General features: G+C 65.9%; 12 protein-coding genes. 2 read left to right on the top strand and 10 right to left on the bottom strand.

The window, feature by feature from the left end; genetic code table 11:
- Window positions 1-22: 22 nt before the first annotated feature.
- From U5A56_RS20530 to betC, 6 genes are all read right to left on the bottom strand, one after another.
- Window positions 23-2218, bottom strand: a complete 2196-nt coding sequence (locus U5A56_RS20530) for a TonB-dependent siderophore receptor (protein ID WP_321924267.1) — start codon at window positions 2216-2218, stop codon at window positions 23-25.
- A 586-nt stretch (window positions 2219-2804) separates the two neighbouring features.
- On the bottom strand, window positions 2805-4055 hold the full coding sequence (locus U5A56_RS20525) for an MFS transporter (protein WP_321924265.1): 1251 nt from the start codon (window positions 4053-4055) through the stop codon (window positions 2805-2807).
- 483 nt (window positions 4056-4538) lie between these two features.
- Window positions 4539-5423: a patatin-like phospholipase family protein gene (locus U5A56_RS20520; protein WP_321924263.1), complete on the bottom strand. Its 885-nt coding sequence runs from the start codon at window positions 5421-5423 to the stop codon at window positions 4539-4541.
- Between the two features lie 223 nt (window positions 5424-5646).
- Window positions 5647-6786 (bottom strand): porin, encoded by a 1140-nt coding sequence (locus U5A56_RS20515; RefSeq protein ID WP_321924262.1) that lies wholly within the window; start codon window positions 6784-6786, stop codon window positions 5647-5649.
- 256 nt (window positions 6787-7042) lie between these two features.
- Entirely contained in the window at window positions 7043-8014 is a 972-nt protein-coding gene (gene choX / locus U5A56_RS20510) for a choline ABC transporter substrate-binding protein (protein WP_321924260.1), read from the bottom strand.
- 43 nt (window positions 8015-8057) lie between these two features.
- Window positions 8058-9593 carry a choline-sulfatase gene (gene betC / locus U5A56_RS20505; protein ID WP_124485156.1) on the bottom strand — a complete coding sequence of 512 codons (1536 nt, stop codon included), beginning with the start codon at window positions 9591-9593 and terminating at the stop codon, window positions 8058-8060.
- A 202-nt stretch (window positions 9594-9795) separates the two neighbouring features.
- Here betC and U5A56_RS20500 point away from each other — a divergent pair, with 202 nt between their 5' ends.
- Together U5A56_RS20500 and purU are read left to right on the top strand one after the other, a co-directional pair.
- Window positions 9796-10722 (top strand): choline sulfate utilization transcriptional regulator, encoded by a 927-nt coding sequence (locus U5A56_RS20500; protein ID WP_321924257.1) that lies wholly within the window; start codon window positions 9796-9798, stop codon window positions 10720-10722.
- 471 nt (window positions 10723-11193) lie between these two features.
- Window positions 11194-12081, top strand: a complete 888-nt coding sequence (gene purU / locus U5A56_RS20495; protein WP_124485154.1) for a formyltetrahydrofolate deformylase — start codon at window positions 11194-11196, stop codon at window positions 12079-12081.
- 150 nt (window positions 12082-12231) lie between these two features.
- Here the strand turns inward: purU and U5A56_RS20490 are convergent, their stop codons facing one another.
- From U5A56_RS20490 to U5A56_RS20475, 4 genes are all read right to left on the bottom strand, one after another.
- Entirely contained in the window at window positions 12232-13887 is a 1656-nt protein-coding gene (locus tag U5A56_RS20490) for an APC family permease (RefSeq protein WP_044844354.1), read from the bottom strand.
- 227 nt (window positions 13888-14114) lie between these two features.
- Window positions 14115-14978, bottom strand: coding sequence for a glycine betaine ABC transporter substrate-binding protein (locus U5A56_RS20485; protein ID WP_044844355.1), 864 nt, complete (start codon window positions 14976-14978; stop codon window positions 14115-14117).
- Window positions 14979-15127: 149 nt separating this feature from the next.
- Window positions 15128-16276, bottom strand: a complete 1149-nt coding sequence (locus tag U5A56_RS20480) for a hybrid-cluster NAD(P)-dependent oxidoreductase (RefSeq protein WP_044844356.1) — start codon at window positions 16274-16276, stop codon at window positions 15128-15130.
- 27 nt (window positions 16277-16303) lie between these two features.
- Complete coding sequence (locus tag U5A56_RS20475; RefSeq protein ID WP_044844357.1) at window positions 16304-17545, bottom strand: aromatic ring-hydroxylating oxygenase subunit alpha; 1242 nt, start codon at window positions 17543-17545, stop codon at window positions 16304-16306.
- Between the last annotated feature and the right edge of the window lie 36 nt (window positions 17546-17581).

The raw sequence follows: 17581 nt of genomic DNA, 5'->3' as shown, positions 1-17581 counted from the left end.
CGCGGCGATCGCACGCGTGCGGTCAGAACCGGTAGTCGAGCGTCGCGAGGAACGTGCGTCCGACGCCCGGCACCGCGCGGCCGCCGTCCGACTGGATCAGCGCATCGTAATAGAACTTGTCGGTCAGGTTCAGCAGGTTCAGGCGCAGGTCCCACTGCTTCGCGTGATATGCGGCCGTTGCATCCCAGCGCGTATAGCCGCCCACCTGCACGTAGTTCGTGTTCGCCGCGTAGCGACCCGACATGTAGGTCGGACCGCCGCCGATTTCCCAGTGCGGCGTGAACGCATACGTGGTCCACAGCGTGAACGTGTTGCGTGGCGTATTCGCGAGCGTCTTGCCCTGGGTGCCGTCGAGCGCGCTCAGGATCACGCCGTTCATGTACGTATAGCTGCCGAACACCTGCCACTTCGGCGTGATGTGGCCCGTCACGCTCGCCTGGAAGCCACGCACGCGAATGTCGCCCTCGAGCAGGTATTCACCCGTCGACGTCAGCGTGCGCGCGTTGCTCTTCTCCTGCTGGAACAGCGCCGACGTGACCGACAGGTTGTCGTTCAGCAGATCCCACTTGGCGCCGACCTCGTACGACTTCGTGTGTTCCGGCGACAGGTTCTGCGTGTTGTTCGTGACCGTCAGCGTCTCGAGCGACGGGTTGAACGACGTGCCGTACGAGAAGTAGTACGACTGCGATTCGGTCGGCTGGTAGATCACGCCGGCCCGCACGCTCGTGAAATAGTTCGTCTGCGACGCGTAGCCCGGCGCGCTCACCGTGTTCGCGAGATGCGCCTGGAAGCGATCCCAGCGCAGCCCGCCGACGAACTTCCAGTCGCGGCCGATCGACACCGTGTCGTTCATGTACGCGGCGAGCGTCGTCGCACCCGATTCAGCGTGGTTGGCCGGCGTCTGCGTCGCGTTGGACGCGCTCGACGACAGATAGGCCGGATCGATCAACGACAGGATTGGCAGGCCGCTGCGCGTGTACGCCTGGTTCGTGTAGCTGTCGTGCCCGACCTCGACGCCCGCGATCAGGTCGTGCTTCACGAAGCCCGTGTCGAACTTGAAATGCGCCATCGTGTCGTTGTCGACCGAATGGTTTTCGATCACGCGATCGTGACTCGCGAGCTTCACGTACAGCGCGGACATCGGCAACGACGTGTAGTTGCCGTTCGCGAGCGCGGTGCTCGACGCGAGCGGCCCGGTCAGCACCGCGTTCGCGGCCGTCTCGCGCGCATCGGTCATCGAGTGCGAGAACGACGTGCGGTTGCTGATCGTCAGCGCGTCGTTGACGCGATGATCGATGCGCGCGGACACCGTCTGCACGTCCTGGATCGTGCGGTCGTCGGTGAGGCCGTAGAACGTGTGCTTCGATACCGGCGCCGGATGGCCGTTGACCGCGAGCACGCCGTAGTCCGGCATGTCGTAGTTGTGCTGGATCAGCGCGGACAGCGTGATCTCCGTCGGCGTGCCGACGCCGAAGCGCAGCTCCGGCGCGATTCCGTAGTCCTTGTTCTTCATCACGTCGCGCGTGGAGCCGAGCGACTGGCCGAACGCGTTGATGCGGAACGCGGAGGTCGCGCCGAGCGGCCGGTTCAGGTCGACGCTCGCGCGGTAGTGGTCGTCGGTGCCGATCGTCGTCGACACTTCCGCGGACGGCTTCAGGTTCGCCTTCTTCGACACCTGGTTGATCACGCCGCCCGTCGAGCCGCGCCCGAACAGCATCGACGACGGGCCGTACAGCACCTCGACCGAATCGAGATCGAACGTGTCGCGGTAGTACTGGTTACGGTCGCGGAAGCCGTCGAGATAGATGTCGTTCTGCGCGGTGAAGCCGCGCAGGTTGATGTTGTTGCCGATCTGCCCGCCTTCCGCGCCGCCGATCGTGATGCCCGGCGCATTGCGCAGCGCGTCCTGGAACGACGTGAGCCCCTGCGATTCCAGCAGCGCCTTGTTGATCACCGTGACCGACTGCGGAATGTCGCGCAGCGCGGTGGGGGTTTTCGCGCCGACGCTCGAACGCTCGGCCTGGAAATCCTGATGCACGGCCTGCCCCGACACGTTGACCGTCGGCAGCGTGTCGCTCGCGGCCGGCGTCGCATTACCCGGTTTCGCGGTGACGGCCGGCGCCGATTCGGCGCTCGTGCCCTGCGCGAATGCAGGCGAAGCGATAGGCAAAGCAAAGGCCAGCGCGAGCGCACTCGCGAACGGGGTCTTGTTCGGCATGAAAATCCAGTCGGAATTTGAAACCGCCCCGCGTGGACGCGCGGCGACGCGCGCACGAGGCACGGATACGCTGGCTCGCTGGCCGCCGACGATCAGACCGACGGCGACACTAGCTGGCTACGGTTGACGAGTGACCGGCAGCGCAGTCGTCGCCGCGGTCATGAAAATGAGAATCGGTATCATTCCAGATATTTCTTTTCGTTTCAATCGATACCCGCTTCGTCATACGGAAGAACGATGTTTCGAAAAATTACGGAAAGTTTTATGTAATTATATGAATGGCTTTTGTAATTGATCGGGATATTCAGTCTGACAAATTTAGGGCTGGGAGCCTTGTGCAGCAAGGCACTGAAGTATCAGCCTCTTTTCGGATTTCATCCTCGGCGCGCTCGATGACGCGCACCGCTTTCAGCTCCGATACCTCGCATCACGCGAAACGACAGTCGCCGGATTGATTGTTCAGATGATTATCCAGGCCGAATGCCGTTTGGAATTCGATTGAAACAAGAAAGCAATTTGAAATGAATTGCGACGCATGAGGCCGGTTTCCCGTGAACGGTAAACGCATCGCCCCGCTGGCGTCGACTCAATGATCGCGTTCCAGCGACGTCATGTTCCGCAAGGTCGGGAACAACCGCATCCATGTCAGCGCGACGGCGATCGTCGCCGCGCCGCCGACGACGATCGCCACCGGCGCACCCCACCACGCAGCCGTCACGCCGGATTCGAATTCGCCGAGCTGGTTCGACGTCCCGATGAACAGCGAGTTGACCGCGCTCACGCGGCCGAGCATGTCGTCGGGCGTGCGCAGCTGCACGAGCGACAGGCGCACGACGACGCTCACCACGTCCGATGCGCCGAGCGCCGCCAGCGCGACGAGCGACACCACGAAATTGCGTGACAGCCCGAACACGATCGTCGCGATGCCGAACGCGATCACGCCGCCGAACATCGCGCGGCCCGGCCGCCCTTTCAGCGGAAAGCGCGTGAGCCACAGCGTGCCCGCGAGCGCGCCGACCGCCGGCGCCGCGCGCAACGCGCCGAGCCCCCACGGGCCGACCTGCAGGATGTCGCGCGCGTAGATCGGCAGCAGCGCGGTCGCGCCGCCGAACAGCACCGCGAACAGGTCGAGCGACAGCGCGCCGAGGATCGCCGGTTCGCGCCGGATGAACGCGATGCCGGAAAACACCGACCGCAGCGTGACCGGTTCGCGCGCCGGCGGCGCACTGCGCAGCGGAATCGTGCCGCTCAGGATGGCCGCGATCGCGAACGCCACGACGCTCGTACCGAATGCCGCGGGCGCGCCGACGCCATACAGCACCCCGCCGAACGCGGGCCCGAGAATCTGCGCGGCCTGGTTCGCGGACGTCGACAGCGCGGTCGCGCGCGGCAGGTCGCTGCGCGGCACGACGGCCGGCAACAGCGACGACACCGACGGCGATTCGAACGCACGCGCGGTGCCGACGATCGCGGCCAGCGCATACACGCCCGGGGCGGTGAGCCCGCCTTTCGCCGCGCCGAACAGGAATACGCCGGCGGCCAGCGCCTCGACGCCCTGGCAGATCGTCGCGATGCGCCGGCGGTCGTAGCGGTCGGCCACCTGCCCGACGACGAGCGTCAGCGCGAACATCGGCACGAACTGCGCAAGCCCGACGAGCCCGAGCGCGAACGCGCTGTGCGTGAGCGCATAGACGTACCAGCCGATCGCGACCGACAGGATCTGGAAAGCGAGCGACGACATCACGCGCGTGCCCCAGAAGCGCTGGAACGGTGTGTGGCGGAACAGGTTGGCGGGTAACGGCGACGGCGAAGTGGATTCGGGTAACGGGGTGGTCATCGGCGAGACGTCGTGGAGGGAAGGCCGGCGATCGCCGATACGCGATGCGGCCAAAGCGCGATGATAGCTTCAACCGCCGAAACCTTGCCGGATGGCTATCGGATGCCGATGCCGATTCGGCCGCCATGCATTGCACGCACCGCGCGGCACAATGCAACGCCGAACCGCGCCGCATCGCGCAAAAATGTCTTTAGCCGATTTCCGGGTAGAGAGGGCCGGCGTTCTGCGTTCTGCGTTCTGCGTTCTGCGTTCTGCGTTCTGCGTTCTGCGTTCCGCGTTCTGCGTTCTGCGTTCTGCGTTCTGCGTTCTGCGTTCCGCGTTCCGCGTTCTGCGTTCTGCGTTCTGCGTTCTGCGTTCTGCGTTCTGCGTTCTGCGTTCTGCGTTCTGCGTTCTGCGTTCTGCGTTCTGCGTTCTGCGTTCTGCGTTCTGCGTTCTGCGTTCTGCGTTCTGCGTTCATGAGTTTGTACGCGGCGCGGGCAACCTTCAATGCGACAGCGCCGCGGCGTGATCGTGCTCGCGCAACTGGCCGGGAATCGCGCACTGCGCGAGCCCGCCCGCATCGATCCATGCGCGCGTGCGTTCCGCGGCCCTGTCGATCAGTTGCGCGCACTGCGAGTAATCGTATGACGACACCTCGAGCGGACAGAGCGGCGGCACGACATGGATTTGCGCGTGTGCCGCGTACAGCTCCAGATCGCGCACCAGTTGCCGCGCGATCACGAGCGTCAGCGCGTGCGTCGCGTGCGCGATCGCGCTGCGCGGCGGTACGCGCAACGCACAGGCGAACCCGGCCGGCAGCACGACGATCCGCCTGGCGCCGAGCGCGATCGCAACCGAGATCGGCGTATTGTTCGCGACGCCGCCGTCGACGAGCTCCACGTCGCCGATGCGAACCGACGGAAACACGCCGGGAATCGCCGCGCTGGCTTGCACGGCATCCACGACCGGGCCGGCGGACAGCACGACCTCCGCGCCGCTCAGCACGTCGGTCGCGACGATGTGGAGCGGCAACGCGGCCTGTTCGATCCGCCGGTACGGCAGGTTCGTTTCCAGCAGCAGGCGCAGCGCATCGGCCTCGACCAGATGCGGCCGGTTGCGCAGCAGCATCGCGACGAGACTGCGCATCGAAAACGGCATGACGTCCTGGCGGCGGATCCTGCACCACAGCGCGGCGAGCATCGCGACGCCGTCCGCATCCGGCCTGCCGGCGAAATAGGCGGCATTGATCGCGCCCGCCGACGCGCCGACGACGCAATCGGCCCGTTCACCGCACGCCACCAGCTCGCGGAGCATGCCGACCTCGATCGCGCCGAGACTGCCGCCGCCGGCGAACACGAAGGCGGTCGTGGGAGTGGGATCGGAAGTCACGGTGCGTCCTCCGGCGGTTGGCTGCGACAGTGCTTTCTCCATGATGGATCGTGCGGCGCCCCGGATGTCCTGATGAAAACCCTGCCGGCCCGCGGCCCCGGCGGTTCGGTGACGTGCCCGCCGCGTTCCCCGGCATGCCGCGACGAACAAAAAAAAGCGCGAACCACGGTTCGCGCCAAAGAGAGACCTCGCTGAAGACGTCGAAAAAACTACCTCACCCTGCTCAGAACGAATGCCGCATCCCGATCCGCACGTCGGCCTGCGTCTGCGTCGTCGACGGCGTGAAGCTGTAGCCGATCACCGCATCGACGCCCTGCGACGCGCGCAGGTAATCGCCGGAGATGTACACATCGGTGCGCTTGGACAGCAGGTAGTGCAGGCCGGCCGTGCCCTGGTTCCAGTGGTGGCCTTCGAAGCGCGTGTGCTGGTAGCCCGCGATCAGGCTGAGCGCCGGCGTGAACTGGTACAAGCCGCCGCCTTCATACACCTGCATGTGCGACGACTGGCCGAAACCCTTGATCGTCGTGTACGAGAAGTTCGCGTCGAGCGTCAGCTTGCCGATCGTGTAGCTCGTGCCGACGCCGAACGTGCCTTGGCTGTCGACGTCCATCGCGGTGTTCGCGAACAGGTCGGTGCGCGCGCCGGTCGCCGGATCGACGGTGACGGTCTGCTGGCCGAGGAACGTATGCGTGCCGATCATCGCGTACGGGTCGAACGCGTAGATGCCGTTCGGGTTGTTCAGGCGCGTGTACGCGGCGCCGATCGAGAAGTCGCCCTTCGTGTAGCTCGCGCCCGCGCTCCATGCGCTGTTGCGGTGGAAGTTGCCGGCGACGTTGCCGAACGAGTACATCGCGCCGAACTTGACGCCGTTCAGGTCGTTCGACAGGAACTTCACCGAGTTCGGCAGGCGGTCGCCGTTGAAGCGGTCGAAGTCGCCCTGGTGGATCGCGTAGCCGCTGCCCCATGCCGAGATGTTGTAGATCGACACGAGCTCGTTGGTGATGTCGAGCTGGTTGCCGAACGACAGCGTGCCCCAATCGTTCTGGAGACCGACATAAGCCTGCCGCCCGAACTCCGCCCCGCCGAAGCCGAGCTGCCCGTTGCCGAGGTGGAAACCGCTCTCGAGCGCGAACACGGCCTTCAGGCCGCCGCCGAGATCCTCCGTGCCTTTCAGGCCGAAGCGGTTCCCGTACGACACGCCGTCATCGAACTTGACCACGTGCGAACCGCCCGTGTTGTTCACGTACGTGATGCCCGCGTCGAGAATCCCGTACAGCGTCACGCTGCTCTGCGCGTGGCCGATGGCGGGAATACAGGCCGCGCATGCCAGCGCGGCTGCTACGGCAACTTTCTTTTGCTTCATTGTCGACCACCCTCCCTGAACCCTTCGATGGAAAGAACCGTGGCCTGGCGCGCACAGCAATACGCCGGCTGATTCGAATTCGGTACGTCCGCTGGCTTCGGCATTTCGTTTTCCGCAATAACGCAGCCATTGGCGAAAAATACAAACCCATATTTCATGTCACCCGTCTGAAGGCGACACCAAATGGTCTCGATGCGACCGTTCGGGAAAACACGGAGGCGGGCGGCGCGGCGAAAAACCGGCCGCCCGGAGGCGGTCAGCGGGCGTCGAGGGCCGCGCGCACGGCCGGCAACGCGGGGGCGCCGGCCGCCGTGGTGACGCCGTCGAGCCACGCTTCGACGAGCGCTGGATCGGCCTTCAGCGCATGCTGCGCGGCGAGCGCGGGCGACGTCTTGTGGTCGAGCATGTCGGCGATCATCCGGTTCTCGACGTCGACGGAGAACGTCATCTGCCTGAACAGCCGCGCGAGGTTCGCGCACTGGCCGGCAAAGCCCGCGCGCGTGACCGTGTTGACCGTCGCGCCGCCATAGTTCGGGCCGAAATACGCGTCGCCGCCCGACAGGTAGGTCAGTTTGAACTTCGTGTTCATCAGGTGCGGCTCCCACGCGAGAAAGACGATCCAGCGCTTGTCGCGCACCGCGCGCTCGACCTGCGTGAGCATCCCCGTCTCGCTCGATTCGACGAGCGACCAGTTCGCCGCGCCGAGCGCATGGTCGGACAGCATCCGCTTGATGTTCTGGTTCGCGGGCGCGCCGGGCTCGATCCCGTAGATCTTGTCGCCGAAGCGGTCCGCGTAGCGCGCGAGATCGGCGAACGTGTGCACGCCGGCCGCCGCGACGTAGTCGGGCACGGCCAGCGTGAACTTCGCGCCGTTCAGGTTCGCGTGCAGCACGTCGATCGACTTCTCGTCGACGAACGGCTTCACGAGCGGCGCCTGCGCGGGCATCCAGTTGCCGAGGAACACGTCGACCTGCCCTTTCTTCAAGCCCTGGTAAGTGATCGGCACCGACAGGTTCGCGACGTCCTGCCGATAGCCGAGCGCCTTCAGCACGACACCGGCCATCGCGTTCGTCGCGTCGATGTCGGTCCAGCCGGGCGCCGCCATCTTCACGTCGCGGCACGTCTGCGGGTCGGCGGCGCGCGCGGGCTGCTGCATCGCCACCACGCATGCGGCCGCGGCGAGCGCGGTGCCCAGGCTCCGGATTGCTGCATTGCATTGCCGTTTCATGATTCGCTTCCTCCGTCGTTCGTCAATGTCCGCTGCGGCTCGCTCAGCGCCCGACGCGCGGAAAGCGCGCCATCGCTTCGAGCGTGTCGAGTTCGATGTGATTGCGCATGTAGCGCTGGCTCGCGTCGGTGAACGGCTGCCAGTCCCACGCCTGGATGCGGCCCTGCGTCGTCGCCGCGTAATGGAAGCGGCGCCGCCGCTGGCTCGCGCGCACCTGCGCGTCGAGTTCCGGCAGGTTCCAGCGGCGCGCGGCCTCCTCGCGGAATGCGGCGAGCACGCCGGCGGCTTCGGGCAGGCCGGCCAGGTTCGTGCGCTCGCGCGGATCGTCGGCGAGGTTGTAGAGCTGGTCGGGATCGGCCGGGCAATGCACGTATTTCCAGTCGCCGCGGCGGATCATCACGACCGGCGCAACCGCCCCTTCCGCGAGGTATTCACCGAGCGCGACGTCGTGCGCGGGCGCGCCTTGCAGATGCGGCACGAGGCTCGCGCCGTCGACCGGGTCCGGCCAGCCGCCGGCCGGCGCCGCGCCGGCGAGGTCGACGAGCGTCGGCAGCAAATCGACGTGCGACACCGGCCCGCGCACGCGCGCGGCACCGAAGCGGCCCGGCGCGTGGACGATCAGCGGCACGCGGCAGCCGCCTTCGAAGAACGTCATCTTGTACCAGAGCCCACGCTCGCCGAGCATGTCGCCGTGGTCGGACGTGACGATCACGATCGTGTCGTCGGCGAAGCCGCATTGCTCGAGCGCGGCCAGCACGCTGCCGAATTGCGCGTCGACATAGGACGTCGCGCCGTAGTATGCGCGGCGCGCGGCGCGGATCTGCGCGTCGGTCGGCGGCGTGCGGTCGTTTTCGCAGACGAAGCGCAGCCGCTGCGAATGCGGATCGCTCTGCTGCGCATCGAGCCGCACGGCCGGCATGTCGATCTCGTCGTCGCGGTACAGATCCCAGTATTCGCGCGTGATCGCGTACGGATCGTGCGGATGCGTGAGCGACACGACCATGCAGAACGGCCGCGCGTCATGACCGGCCGCGCGCTCGCGCGCGACGTCGTACAGCTTCTGCTTCGCCGCGAACGTGACCTCGTCGTCGAAATCGAGCTGGTTCGTGCGCACGCACGGGCCGGCCTCGAGCACCGAACTCATGTTGTGATACCAGCTCGGCCGCTCGGTCGGGCGGTCCCAGTCGGGCACCCAGCCGAAGTCGGCCGGATAGATGTCGGTCGTGAGCCGTTCCTCGAAGCCGTGCAGCTGGTCGGGTCCGCAGAAATGCATCTTGCCGGACAGCATCGTCCGGTAGCCGCCCGCGCGCAGGTAGTGCGCGAAAGTCAGCGTTTGCGCCGGCAATTCGGCGGCGTTATCGTAGGCGCCGATACCCGACGGCAGCTTGCCGGTCAGCAGCGAGAAGCGCGACGGCGCGCACAGCGGGCTCGCGCAATACGCGGCGTCGAACACCACGCCTTGCGCGGCGAGCCGGTCGAGCGTCGGCGTGCGCGCGACGCGGTTGCCGTAAGCCGGCAACGCGAACGGCGTCAGCTGGTCGGCCATCAGGATCAGGATGTTGGGAGTCGGGTTCGTCATCGGCGGTCTTGGGGAAATCGGTGTTCGAATGGAGCGGCGCGACGCTCGGGCGGCGACACGGCCGGCATGACGGACGCAGCCTGAAGAAAGTGCCGCGCGCACCGGTCGCGACTGGCTAGAATCGCGGAAGGCCCGGCGCGGCGCCGTGCCGTCCGAAGCACTATCCCCCGCCCGAATTCGCGCGGGAAGGCGTCCGGCCCTTATGAGGCCATTAGAGAGACTTATGTCGAAATCCGAACCGTTACCGTCGATGCAGGCGCTGCGCGCGTTCGAATCGGCCGCCCGTCTCCAGAGCTTCACGGCCGCCGCGCGCGAGCTCGGCTCGACGCAACCGGCCGTGAGCCAGCAGGTGTTCCAGCTCGAAGCGGAACTCGGCGTGCCGCTGTTCGAGCGCAGCCCGCGCGGCGTCACGCTGACGAGCGACGGCCAGTGCCTGTACGAAGCCGTGCGGCTGAGCCTCGACACGCTGCGCGGCGCCACCGCGACGCTGCGCACGCGCCGCGAGCACGGCGCGCTCACGATCGTCACGGATTTCGGTTTCGCGACCTACTGGCTGATGCCGCGCCTCTCCGGCCTGAAGCGCGTGATGCCGGACGTCGACGTGCGGGTCGTCACCTCGCAGGATTACGACGCGCAGCGCGACCACGCCGACATCGCGGTTCTGTTCGGCGACGGCCACTGGCCGTCGTGCACGGCCGCGCGACTCTTTCCCGAATCGGTCACGCCCGTCTGCTCGCCGGCGTTCCGCGCCGCGCACGCGCACGTCGCGCGGCCCGAGCACCTGCAGGCGCTGCCGCTGCTGCACGTGCAGGCGACGCGCCCCGAACGCTGGCTGTCGTGGGCCGGCTGGTTCGACGCGCACGGCCTCGACGCGCCGGCCGCCGCGCGCGGCGTGACCTTCAACAGCTATGCGCTGGTGATCCACGCGGCGCTGCTCGGCGACGGCGTTGCGCTCGGCTGGTCGCCGCTCGTCGACGAGCTCGTCGCATCCGGGCAGCTCGTGAAGCTCGTCGACGCACCCGTCGTCACGTCGCGCGGCTACTTCCTCGTGCGGCCGCCGCAGCGGCCTGAGCCGGACGCGACACATGTGTTCCGGCGCTGGCTGCTGGACGCGTGCGCGCCGGCTTGAGCGGGCGGCTGGCCGGCGGAGCGCTGCCTGACGCTTGCTGGAGCGGCTGCGGCTGTCCCATCTGACGCGCGCTGGACTGGCTGCGCCTGCCCGCTTGACGTCCGATGGAGCGGCTATGCCTGCACCGCCTGACGCCCGCTGGAGCCGCTACGACTGCGCCGCCTGACGCTCGCCGGACCGGCTGCGGCTGCACCGTCTGACGCTCGCTGGACCGGCTACGGCTGCACCGCCTGACGCTCGCTGGACCAGCCGCGCCCGCCCCGCCCGACACCCCGCCCAGCGTCCCCAAAACCGCCGCCTCGAGCCTCGCCACCGCCCCGCCGCGCTGGCGCGCCGATACCAGCCACACGGCGGGTTGGTTCTATCCGCGCCCAAATCGTCCTGATTTACTTGAGCCTCCCGCTACCTGCGTAGCGTGGCGCCCCGTCGCGCCGCCGCGCGCGTTGCGTTCCCTGACATCCGAGGAATCTCATGACCGCCGACTCACGCCCCGATCAATTCGTCCTGACGCTGTCGTGCCCGAGCGCGGCCGGCCAGGTCGCCGCCGTCGTCGGCTTTCTCGAGCGCCATCGCTGCTACGTCGATGCGCTGAACGTGTTCGACGATGATCTCAGCAACCATTTCTTCGTGCGCTGCGTGTTTCATCCGACGGATGAGACGCTGCAGATCGACGCGCTGCGCCAGGAGTTCGGTCCGATCGCGACCGCGCTCGGCGGCGGCGGTGACGGCGACACGCAATGGGCGATCCACGACGTGAACGCGCGCCCGAAGGTGCTGATCATGGTGTCGAAGCTCGAGCACTGCCTCGCGGACCTGTTGTTCCGCTGGCGGATGGGCGAACTGAAGATGGACATCGTCGGCATCGTGTCGAACCATCCGGACTTCGAACCGCTCGCCACGCAGCACGGGCTGCCGTTCCGCCACTTCCCGATCACGGCCGACACCAAGGCGCAGCAGGAAGCGCAGTGGCTCGACTTCTTCGAGTCGAGCGGCGCCGAACTCGTGATCCTCGCGCGCTACATGCAGGTGCTGTCGCAGGAAACCAGCGCGAAGCTCGCGAACCGCGCGATCAACATCCATCACTCGTTCCTGCCCGGCTTCAAGGGCGCGAAGCCGTATCACCAGGCGCATGCGCGCGGCGTGAAACTGATCGGCGCGACCGCGCACTTCGTGACCGACGATCTCGACGAAGGCCCGATCATCGAGCAGGTGGTCGAACGCGTCGATCATGCGCTGCGTCCCGAGCAATTGCTCGCGGTGGGCCGCGACGTCGAGTGCATCACGCTCGCGCGCGCGGTGAAGGCGTTCATCGAGCGGCGCGTGTTTCTGAATGGCGACCGGACGGTGGTGTTTCCGTAAGCGCATCCGTTCGGCGCACAGCCAACAAAAAACCCGACCGGCAGCACCTGCCGGTCGGGTTTTTTATCGCGTTGCGTTCGACGCGTCGCGCAACGGCCCCGGGTGCGGTGTCCGGGTTCGCCGCGCGACGCGCGTGCCGCGTTCAGATGCTTACTTGACCCACGCGAAGTAGTACGACAGCCAGATCGTCAGCGCTGCGCCGACCAGCGCCGCATACGGCATCAGGTTCAGCCACATCGCGCGCTTCGGCACTTCGAGTTCCATGTCACGCTGCATCTGCGCGGGGAAACGGCCGCGATCCTGCCAGTAGTGACGATAGAGAAACACCGGCACGATCAGCAGCATCGCGATCAGCCCGTTGCGCAGCGTGCCTTCGCCCTGCAGGTTCGCGCCCGCGCCGACATAGACGAGGTTCGCGTAGCCGCAGACCGAGCCGGCGACGAGCAGCCAGGTCGGGCAGCGGAACGGCCGATCCCAGTTGCCGCGGTCCATTCGGTGGATCCAGCCCGACTGGAGATTCAGGAATACGAACAGCATGTAGCAGACGTTCGAGATCGCCAGCACCGTCATGTAGTCCGACATCATCAGCAACACGAGGTTGAAGCCGAGATCGGTCCACATCGCGCGCGTGGGCGAGCCGTGCTCGTTCACGTGCGACAGGTACTTCGGCAGCCAGCCGTCGACCGATGCCTGGTACAGCGTGCGCGACGAGCCCATCATCGACGTCATCACGATCAGCAGGATCGACAGCATCAGCATCACGACGACCGCGTTCGCGACCCATGCACCGCCACCGACGATCTTCGCCATCGCGGCCGCGACGCCGGTGCCGTCGCCGATCGCCGGATCGAGCATCGCCTGCGTGCCGAGCGCGCCCTGGAACGCCATTGGCACGAGCGTCATCACGACGAGGCACAGCGCGCCCGACCAGAAGATCGCCTTCGCGGTGTCGCGACGCGGATCGCGGAATTCGCGCGTGTAGCAGACCGCCGTTTCGAAGCCGTACGACGCCCAGCCGGCCATGAACATCGCGCCGAGCGCCATCGTCACGCCCTGCCCGTTCCACGAACCGAAGGTCGCGGTCGTGAGGTTGCCTTGAGCGTCATGACCGAGCGGCAGCAGCGGAAGCAGGTTCGACATCGGCACGTCGCCGGTGACGAACGGCACGATGCCGACGATCAGCAGCGGCGTGAGCGACGCGATGCCGAGAATGCGCTGCGTACGCGCGGCTTTCGACGCACCGCTGTGCTGAAGCTTGAACGTGATGAGAAGCAGAATCGTCGCGATGATGAACGTCGCGTTGATCCGCAGTGAAAGACCGGACTTGATGAACCCGAGATCCGCAACCTTGAACTGCCAGTGCAGCACCGCCGCGTCGGCGGGAAAGAGACTCGTGAGCGCATAGCTCGCCGCGAGGCCGCAGCCGAGCGCGAGCATCGGCGACCACGCGAGCCAGTTGCACCACACGGAAACCGGGGCAATCAGCTTGCTGTAACGGACCCAGCCGATCGCGCCGTATACCGACGCGCCGCCCGATTTATGGGGAAATAGTCCCGATATTTCCGCATAAGTCGCGCTTTGAATCAGCCCCATCGTGATCGCGGCGATCCAGATCGCCCACGCGGGCTGGCCGATCGTCGCGCATACGCCGCCGATCGTGAACAGCACGCCTGCCGGCACGCCGCTCGTCACCCAGAATGCGTCTTTCCAAGTCAGGCCACGATGCAGCGTGTGGCCCGTCGAATCATGTGAGATGGTTGCCTCAACGTCACTGGTGCGATTAGCACGCAGTCCTGCCTGACTCATCCAATTCCTCCTCTCGAGCAGAGTTAGCGCTTCAGCGCTTACTCTGGTCCGATGCAAAGCAGATGACTCCGCACAAGGGCCGTAGTGTAACAACTTATGGGCTTTTTTGCAGAATCAGTAAAAGAAAGCCGGGATATGGCCGCATGAATTCACGATTGTTTCGGATTCCTGCATGCTATTCCCGGCGTATTTATTTATGATGATTCGCGCGACGAATCGCCGCGGTCTTACTGCGCGCCTTCAGTCCACGAATTCACGCGGTCAGCATGCGCGGCAATCCATGCATCGGCGGCCGCTTCCGGCTTCGAACCGTTCTGGATCGCGAGCATCACGCTGTCGATCTCGCCCGGCTTCCACTGGAACTTCTTCAGGAACGCGACGACCGGCTTGGCCTTCGTTTCGAGCTGCGGGTTCGCGACGCTGTCGACGTGCTCCGCGCCGCCGAACACCTTCTTCGGATCCTCGAGGAAGCGCAGCTTCCACTTCGCGAACATCCAGTGCGGCGCCCAGCCGGTCACGATCACCGGCTTGTTCGCGCCGACGGAGCGCGACAGCTCGGCCGTCATCGCGCTGCCCGAACTCGGCATCAGCGTGTAGCTGAGGCCGTAGCTCTTGATCGCTTCGTCGGTCTTGCGCATCACGCCCGCACCCGCATCGATGCCGACGATCCGGCCGCCGAAGCTGCTTTTCTCGGCATTCAGATCTTCGATGCTCTTCGCCTTCACGTAGTCGGGGACGATCAGGCCGATCTTGGCGTCAGGAAAGTTCGCGCCGAGATCGACGACCTTCGACTTGTACTCGCCCCAGTAGGAGCCGTGCGTGACGGGCAGCCATGCGGACAGCGTCGCATCGAGGTCGCCGCGCGCCACGCCCTGCCACATGATCCCGGCAGCCACCGGCACGAGCTGGACCTGGTAACCGAGCTTCTTCTCGATCACGCGTGCCGCGACGTTCGACGTCGCCACGCTGTCGTCCCAGCCTTCGACGTAACCGATCTTCAGCGTGGGCTTCGTATCCGCGAGCGCCGACGCGCTCAATGCCACCATCGCCGACAGTGCGCCGGTCCACAGCAGTTTTCCGAACAACTTCATGGTCGATCTCCTTGAAATGCGCACCGTGCGCGTTGTCTCTCTAGGTTCTTCAACCACAAATCCGCGGTATCGTTGTTTTCCGACGGATGCTTGTCCGGAGGCGACGCAACGCGACGCGACGCGCCCGGACCGGCGATGGCTCGATACGACTACTTGTCGATCACGAGATCCGACAGCGGCTTGCTGCAGCACAGCAGCACCATCCCCTGATCGATCTCGCGCTGGCGGATGCCGCCGTTGTGCTTCATCTCGACCTGCCCCGACACGAGCTTCACCTTGCAGGTGCCGCACATGCCCTGCGTGCACGACGCCGGCAGCCGCACGCCGGACTGGCGCGCCGCGTCGAGCACGTGCTGCTCCGAGCCGCACGCAATCTCGCGATTGCTCTTCGCGAAGCTGACCGTGTACTGCTTCGTCGCGACGTCGCCGTCGTTGGCCGCCGGCGCGAGTTCGGCGATCACCTCGTCGCTCGCGGTCTGCGCGAGCGTCTCGAACGAGAAGCTTTCCTCGTGATACTGCTTGCGGTCGAAGCCGGCTTCGTCGAGCAGGTCGCGCACGGCCTTCATGTACGGCGCGGGGCCGCACGTGAAGATCTCGCGCTCCATGAAGTCCGGTGCGATCAGCTTCAGCAGCGGCAGCGTCAGGAAGCCCGTGACGCCCGGCCAGTTGGTGCGTGCACCGACGCGCTCGACGACGAACGACGTGCGGAAATTCGTATGGTTCGACGCGATCAGGTCGAGCTCGCGCGCGAAGATGATGTCGTCCGGCGTACGTGCGCTGTGCACGAACAGGATGTCGCGATCCTCGGCGAGATCATGATGCGCGCGGCTCATCGACATCAGCGGCGTGACGCCCGAACCGGCCGACAGGAACAGGTACTTGCGCGCCGGATGCCGCGCGCACGTGAATTCGCCGGCCGGGCCGAGCACGCGAACCGACGCGCCCGGCTGCAGGTTGTCGTGCAGCCAGTTCGACACCTTGCCGCCCGGCACGCGCTTCACCGTGATCGAGATCGTGTGCGGCCGCGCGGGCGACGACGAGATCGTGTAGCACCGGTTGATCGTCTCGCCGTCGATGTCGAGTTCGAGCGTGATGAACTGCCCCGGCTCGAAGGAAAACGCACGGCCTTGCGGCGAACGGAAGAAGAAACTCTTCACGTCGTGGGTTTCCTGACGCACGTGGCAGCACACCAGCGTTTCCTCGACGTCGCTCGTCCAGCGCTCAGGCAGCGCGCTCCAGAACGCCGGGTGCGTCACCCGGCTGTCCACCGGCTCGAAATTGGCCGAATCTCGCATCATGTGTAGCTCCACTTGCTGTCTGCTGTACTACGCGCCGATTTTTTCGGCGAGCCGGCCGATGTACCAGGCCGAGAATTTTTCGACGAGACCTTCCGTGTACGGCGAATACGGGCCCGGCTCGTATGCGCTGCTGGTCGCGCCGCGCTGCGAGAATTCGACGAGCGCGCGATCCTGGTCGTTGGTCGCGTTCCACACGGCCGTCAGGTTCTTCACGTCGTAGTCGATGCCTTCCTTCGCATCCTTGTGGACGAGCCACTTGGTGCGCACGAGCGTCTTGCCGGCCGACAGCGGAATCACCGAGAACGTCACGATGTGATCGCTCATGAAGTGATGCCACGAGTTCGGCTGCGTCCAGAACGACAGGCCGCCGAGGTCCGCCTGGTCGAACTGGCCGAGCAGCTTCTTCGATGCGACCTTCGCGTCGAGCGTCTGCGATTCGCCGTGGCGGTCGAGCGGCAGGCGCTGCGTGCGGAAGCCCGTCACGTCGAGCAGCTTTTCGATTTCGGCGGACGGCAGGCCCATCTCGGCCCACTCCTTGCCGCGGCGCACGCAGGTTTCAGCGAACGCGTCCATGCCTTCGGCGTTCGCGTCGGAGCGCTGGTAGCCGAAGCCGTATTCGTACAGCGAGATCGTCAGCTCGGGATGGTTCGCGACGCAGTGATAGCACTCGCGGTTGTTCTCCATCGTGAGCTTCCAGTTGCCTTCCTCGATGATGTCGATCTGCGCGGCGATCTTCGTGTTCGGCAGATCGTGCGGCAGCAGATACGGCTCCATCTGGGCGCGCAGCTGCGCGAAATCGACCGGCGGCTCCTCGGCGAGGCAGATGAAGATCAGGCCCGCGAGGTTCTGCACGTGCACCGACTTCAGGCTGTGCTTGCAGCGGTCGAACTTCTCGCCCATGTGCTCGGCGAACATCAGCTGGCCGGTCAGGTTGTAGGTCCAGCTGTGGTACGGGCACACGATGTTGCCGACCGAGCCCTTATCCTCGTTGCACAGGCGCGCGCCGCGGTGGCGGCACACGTTGTGGAACGCGCGGATTTCCATGTCGTCGTCGCGCACGATCAGGATCGAGTCGCTGCCCAGTTCCACGGTCACGTAGTCGCCCGGCTCGGGAATGTCCGGTTCGACCGCGACCTGGATCCAGTGCTGGCGGAAAATCGCCTCCATGTCGAGGGCGAAGATGTCCTCGCTCGTGTAGAACGGCGCCTCGAGGCTGTAACCTTCCTTGCGTCGCTCGATCAGTGCACGAATGTCTGCCGATACTTTCATCGTTTGCTCCGGATTCCTTGCGTCCCAGTGTGGTTG

This window comes from Burkholderia sp. BCC1998 (genome assembly GCF_905339875.1).
GTDB lineage: Bacteria > Pseudomonadota > Gammaproteobacteria > Burkholderiales > Burkholderiaceae > Burkholderia.
The sequence above is the reverse complement of the archived record's forward strand: the minus strand, read 5'-3'. Positions and strand labels throughout refer to the sequence as shown.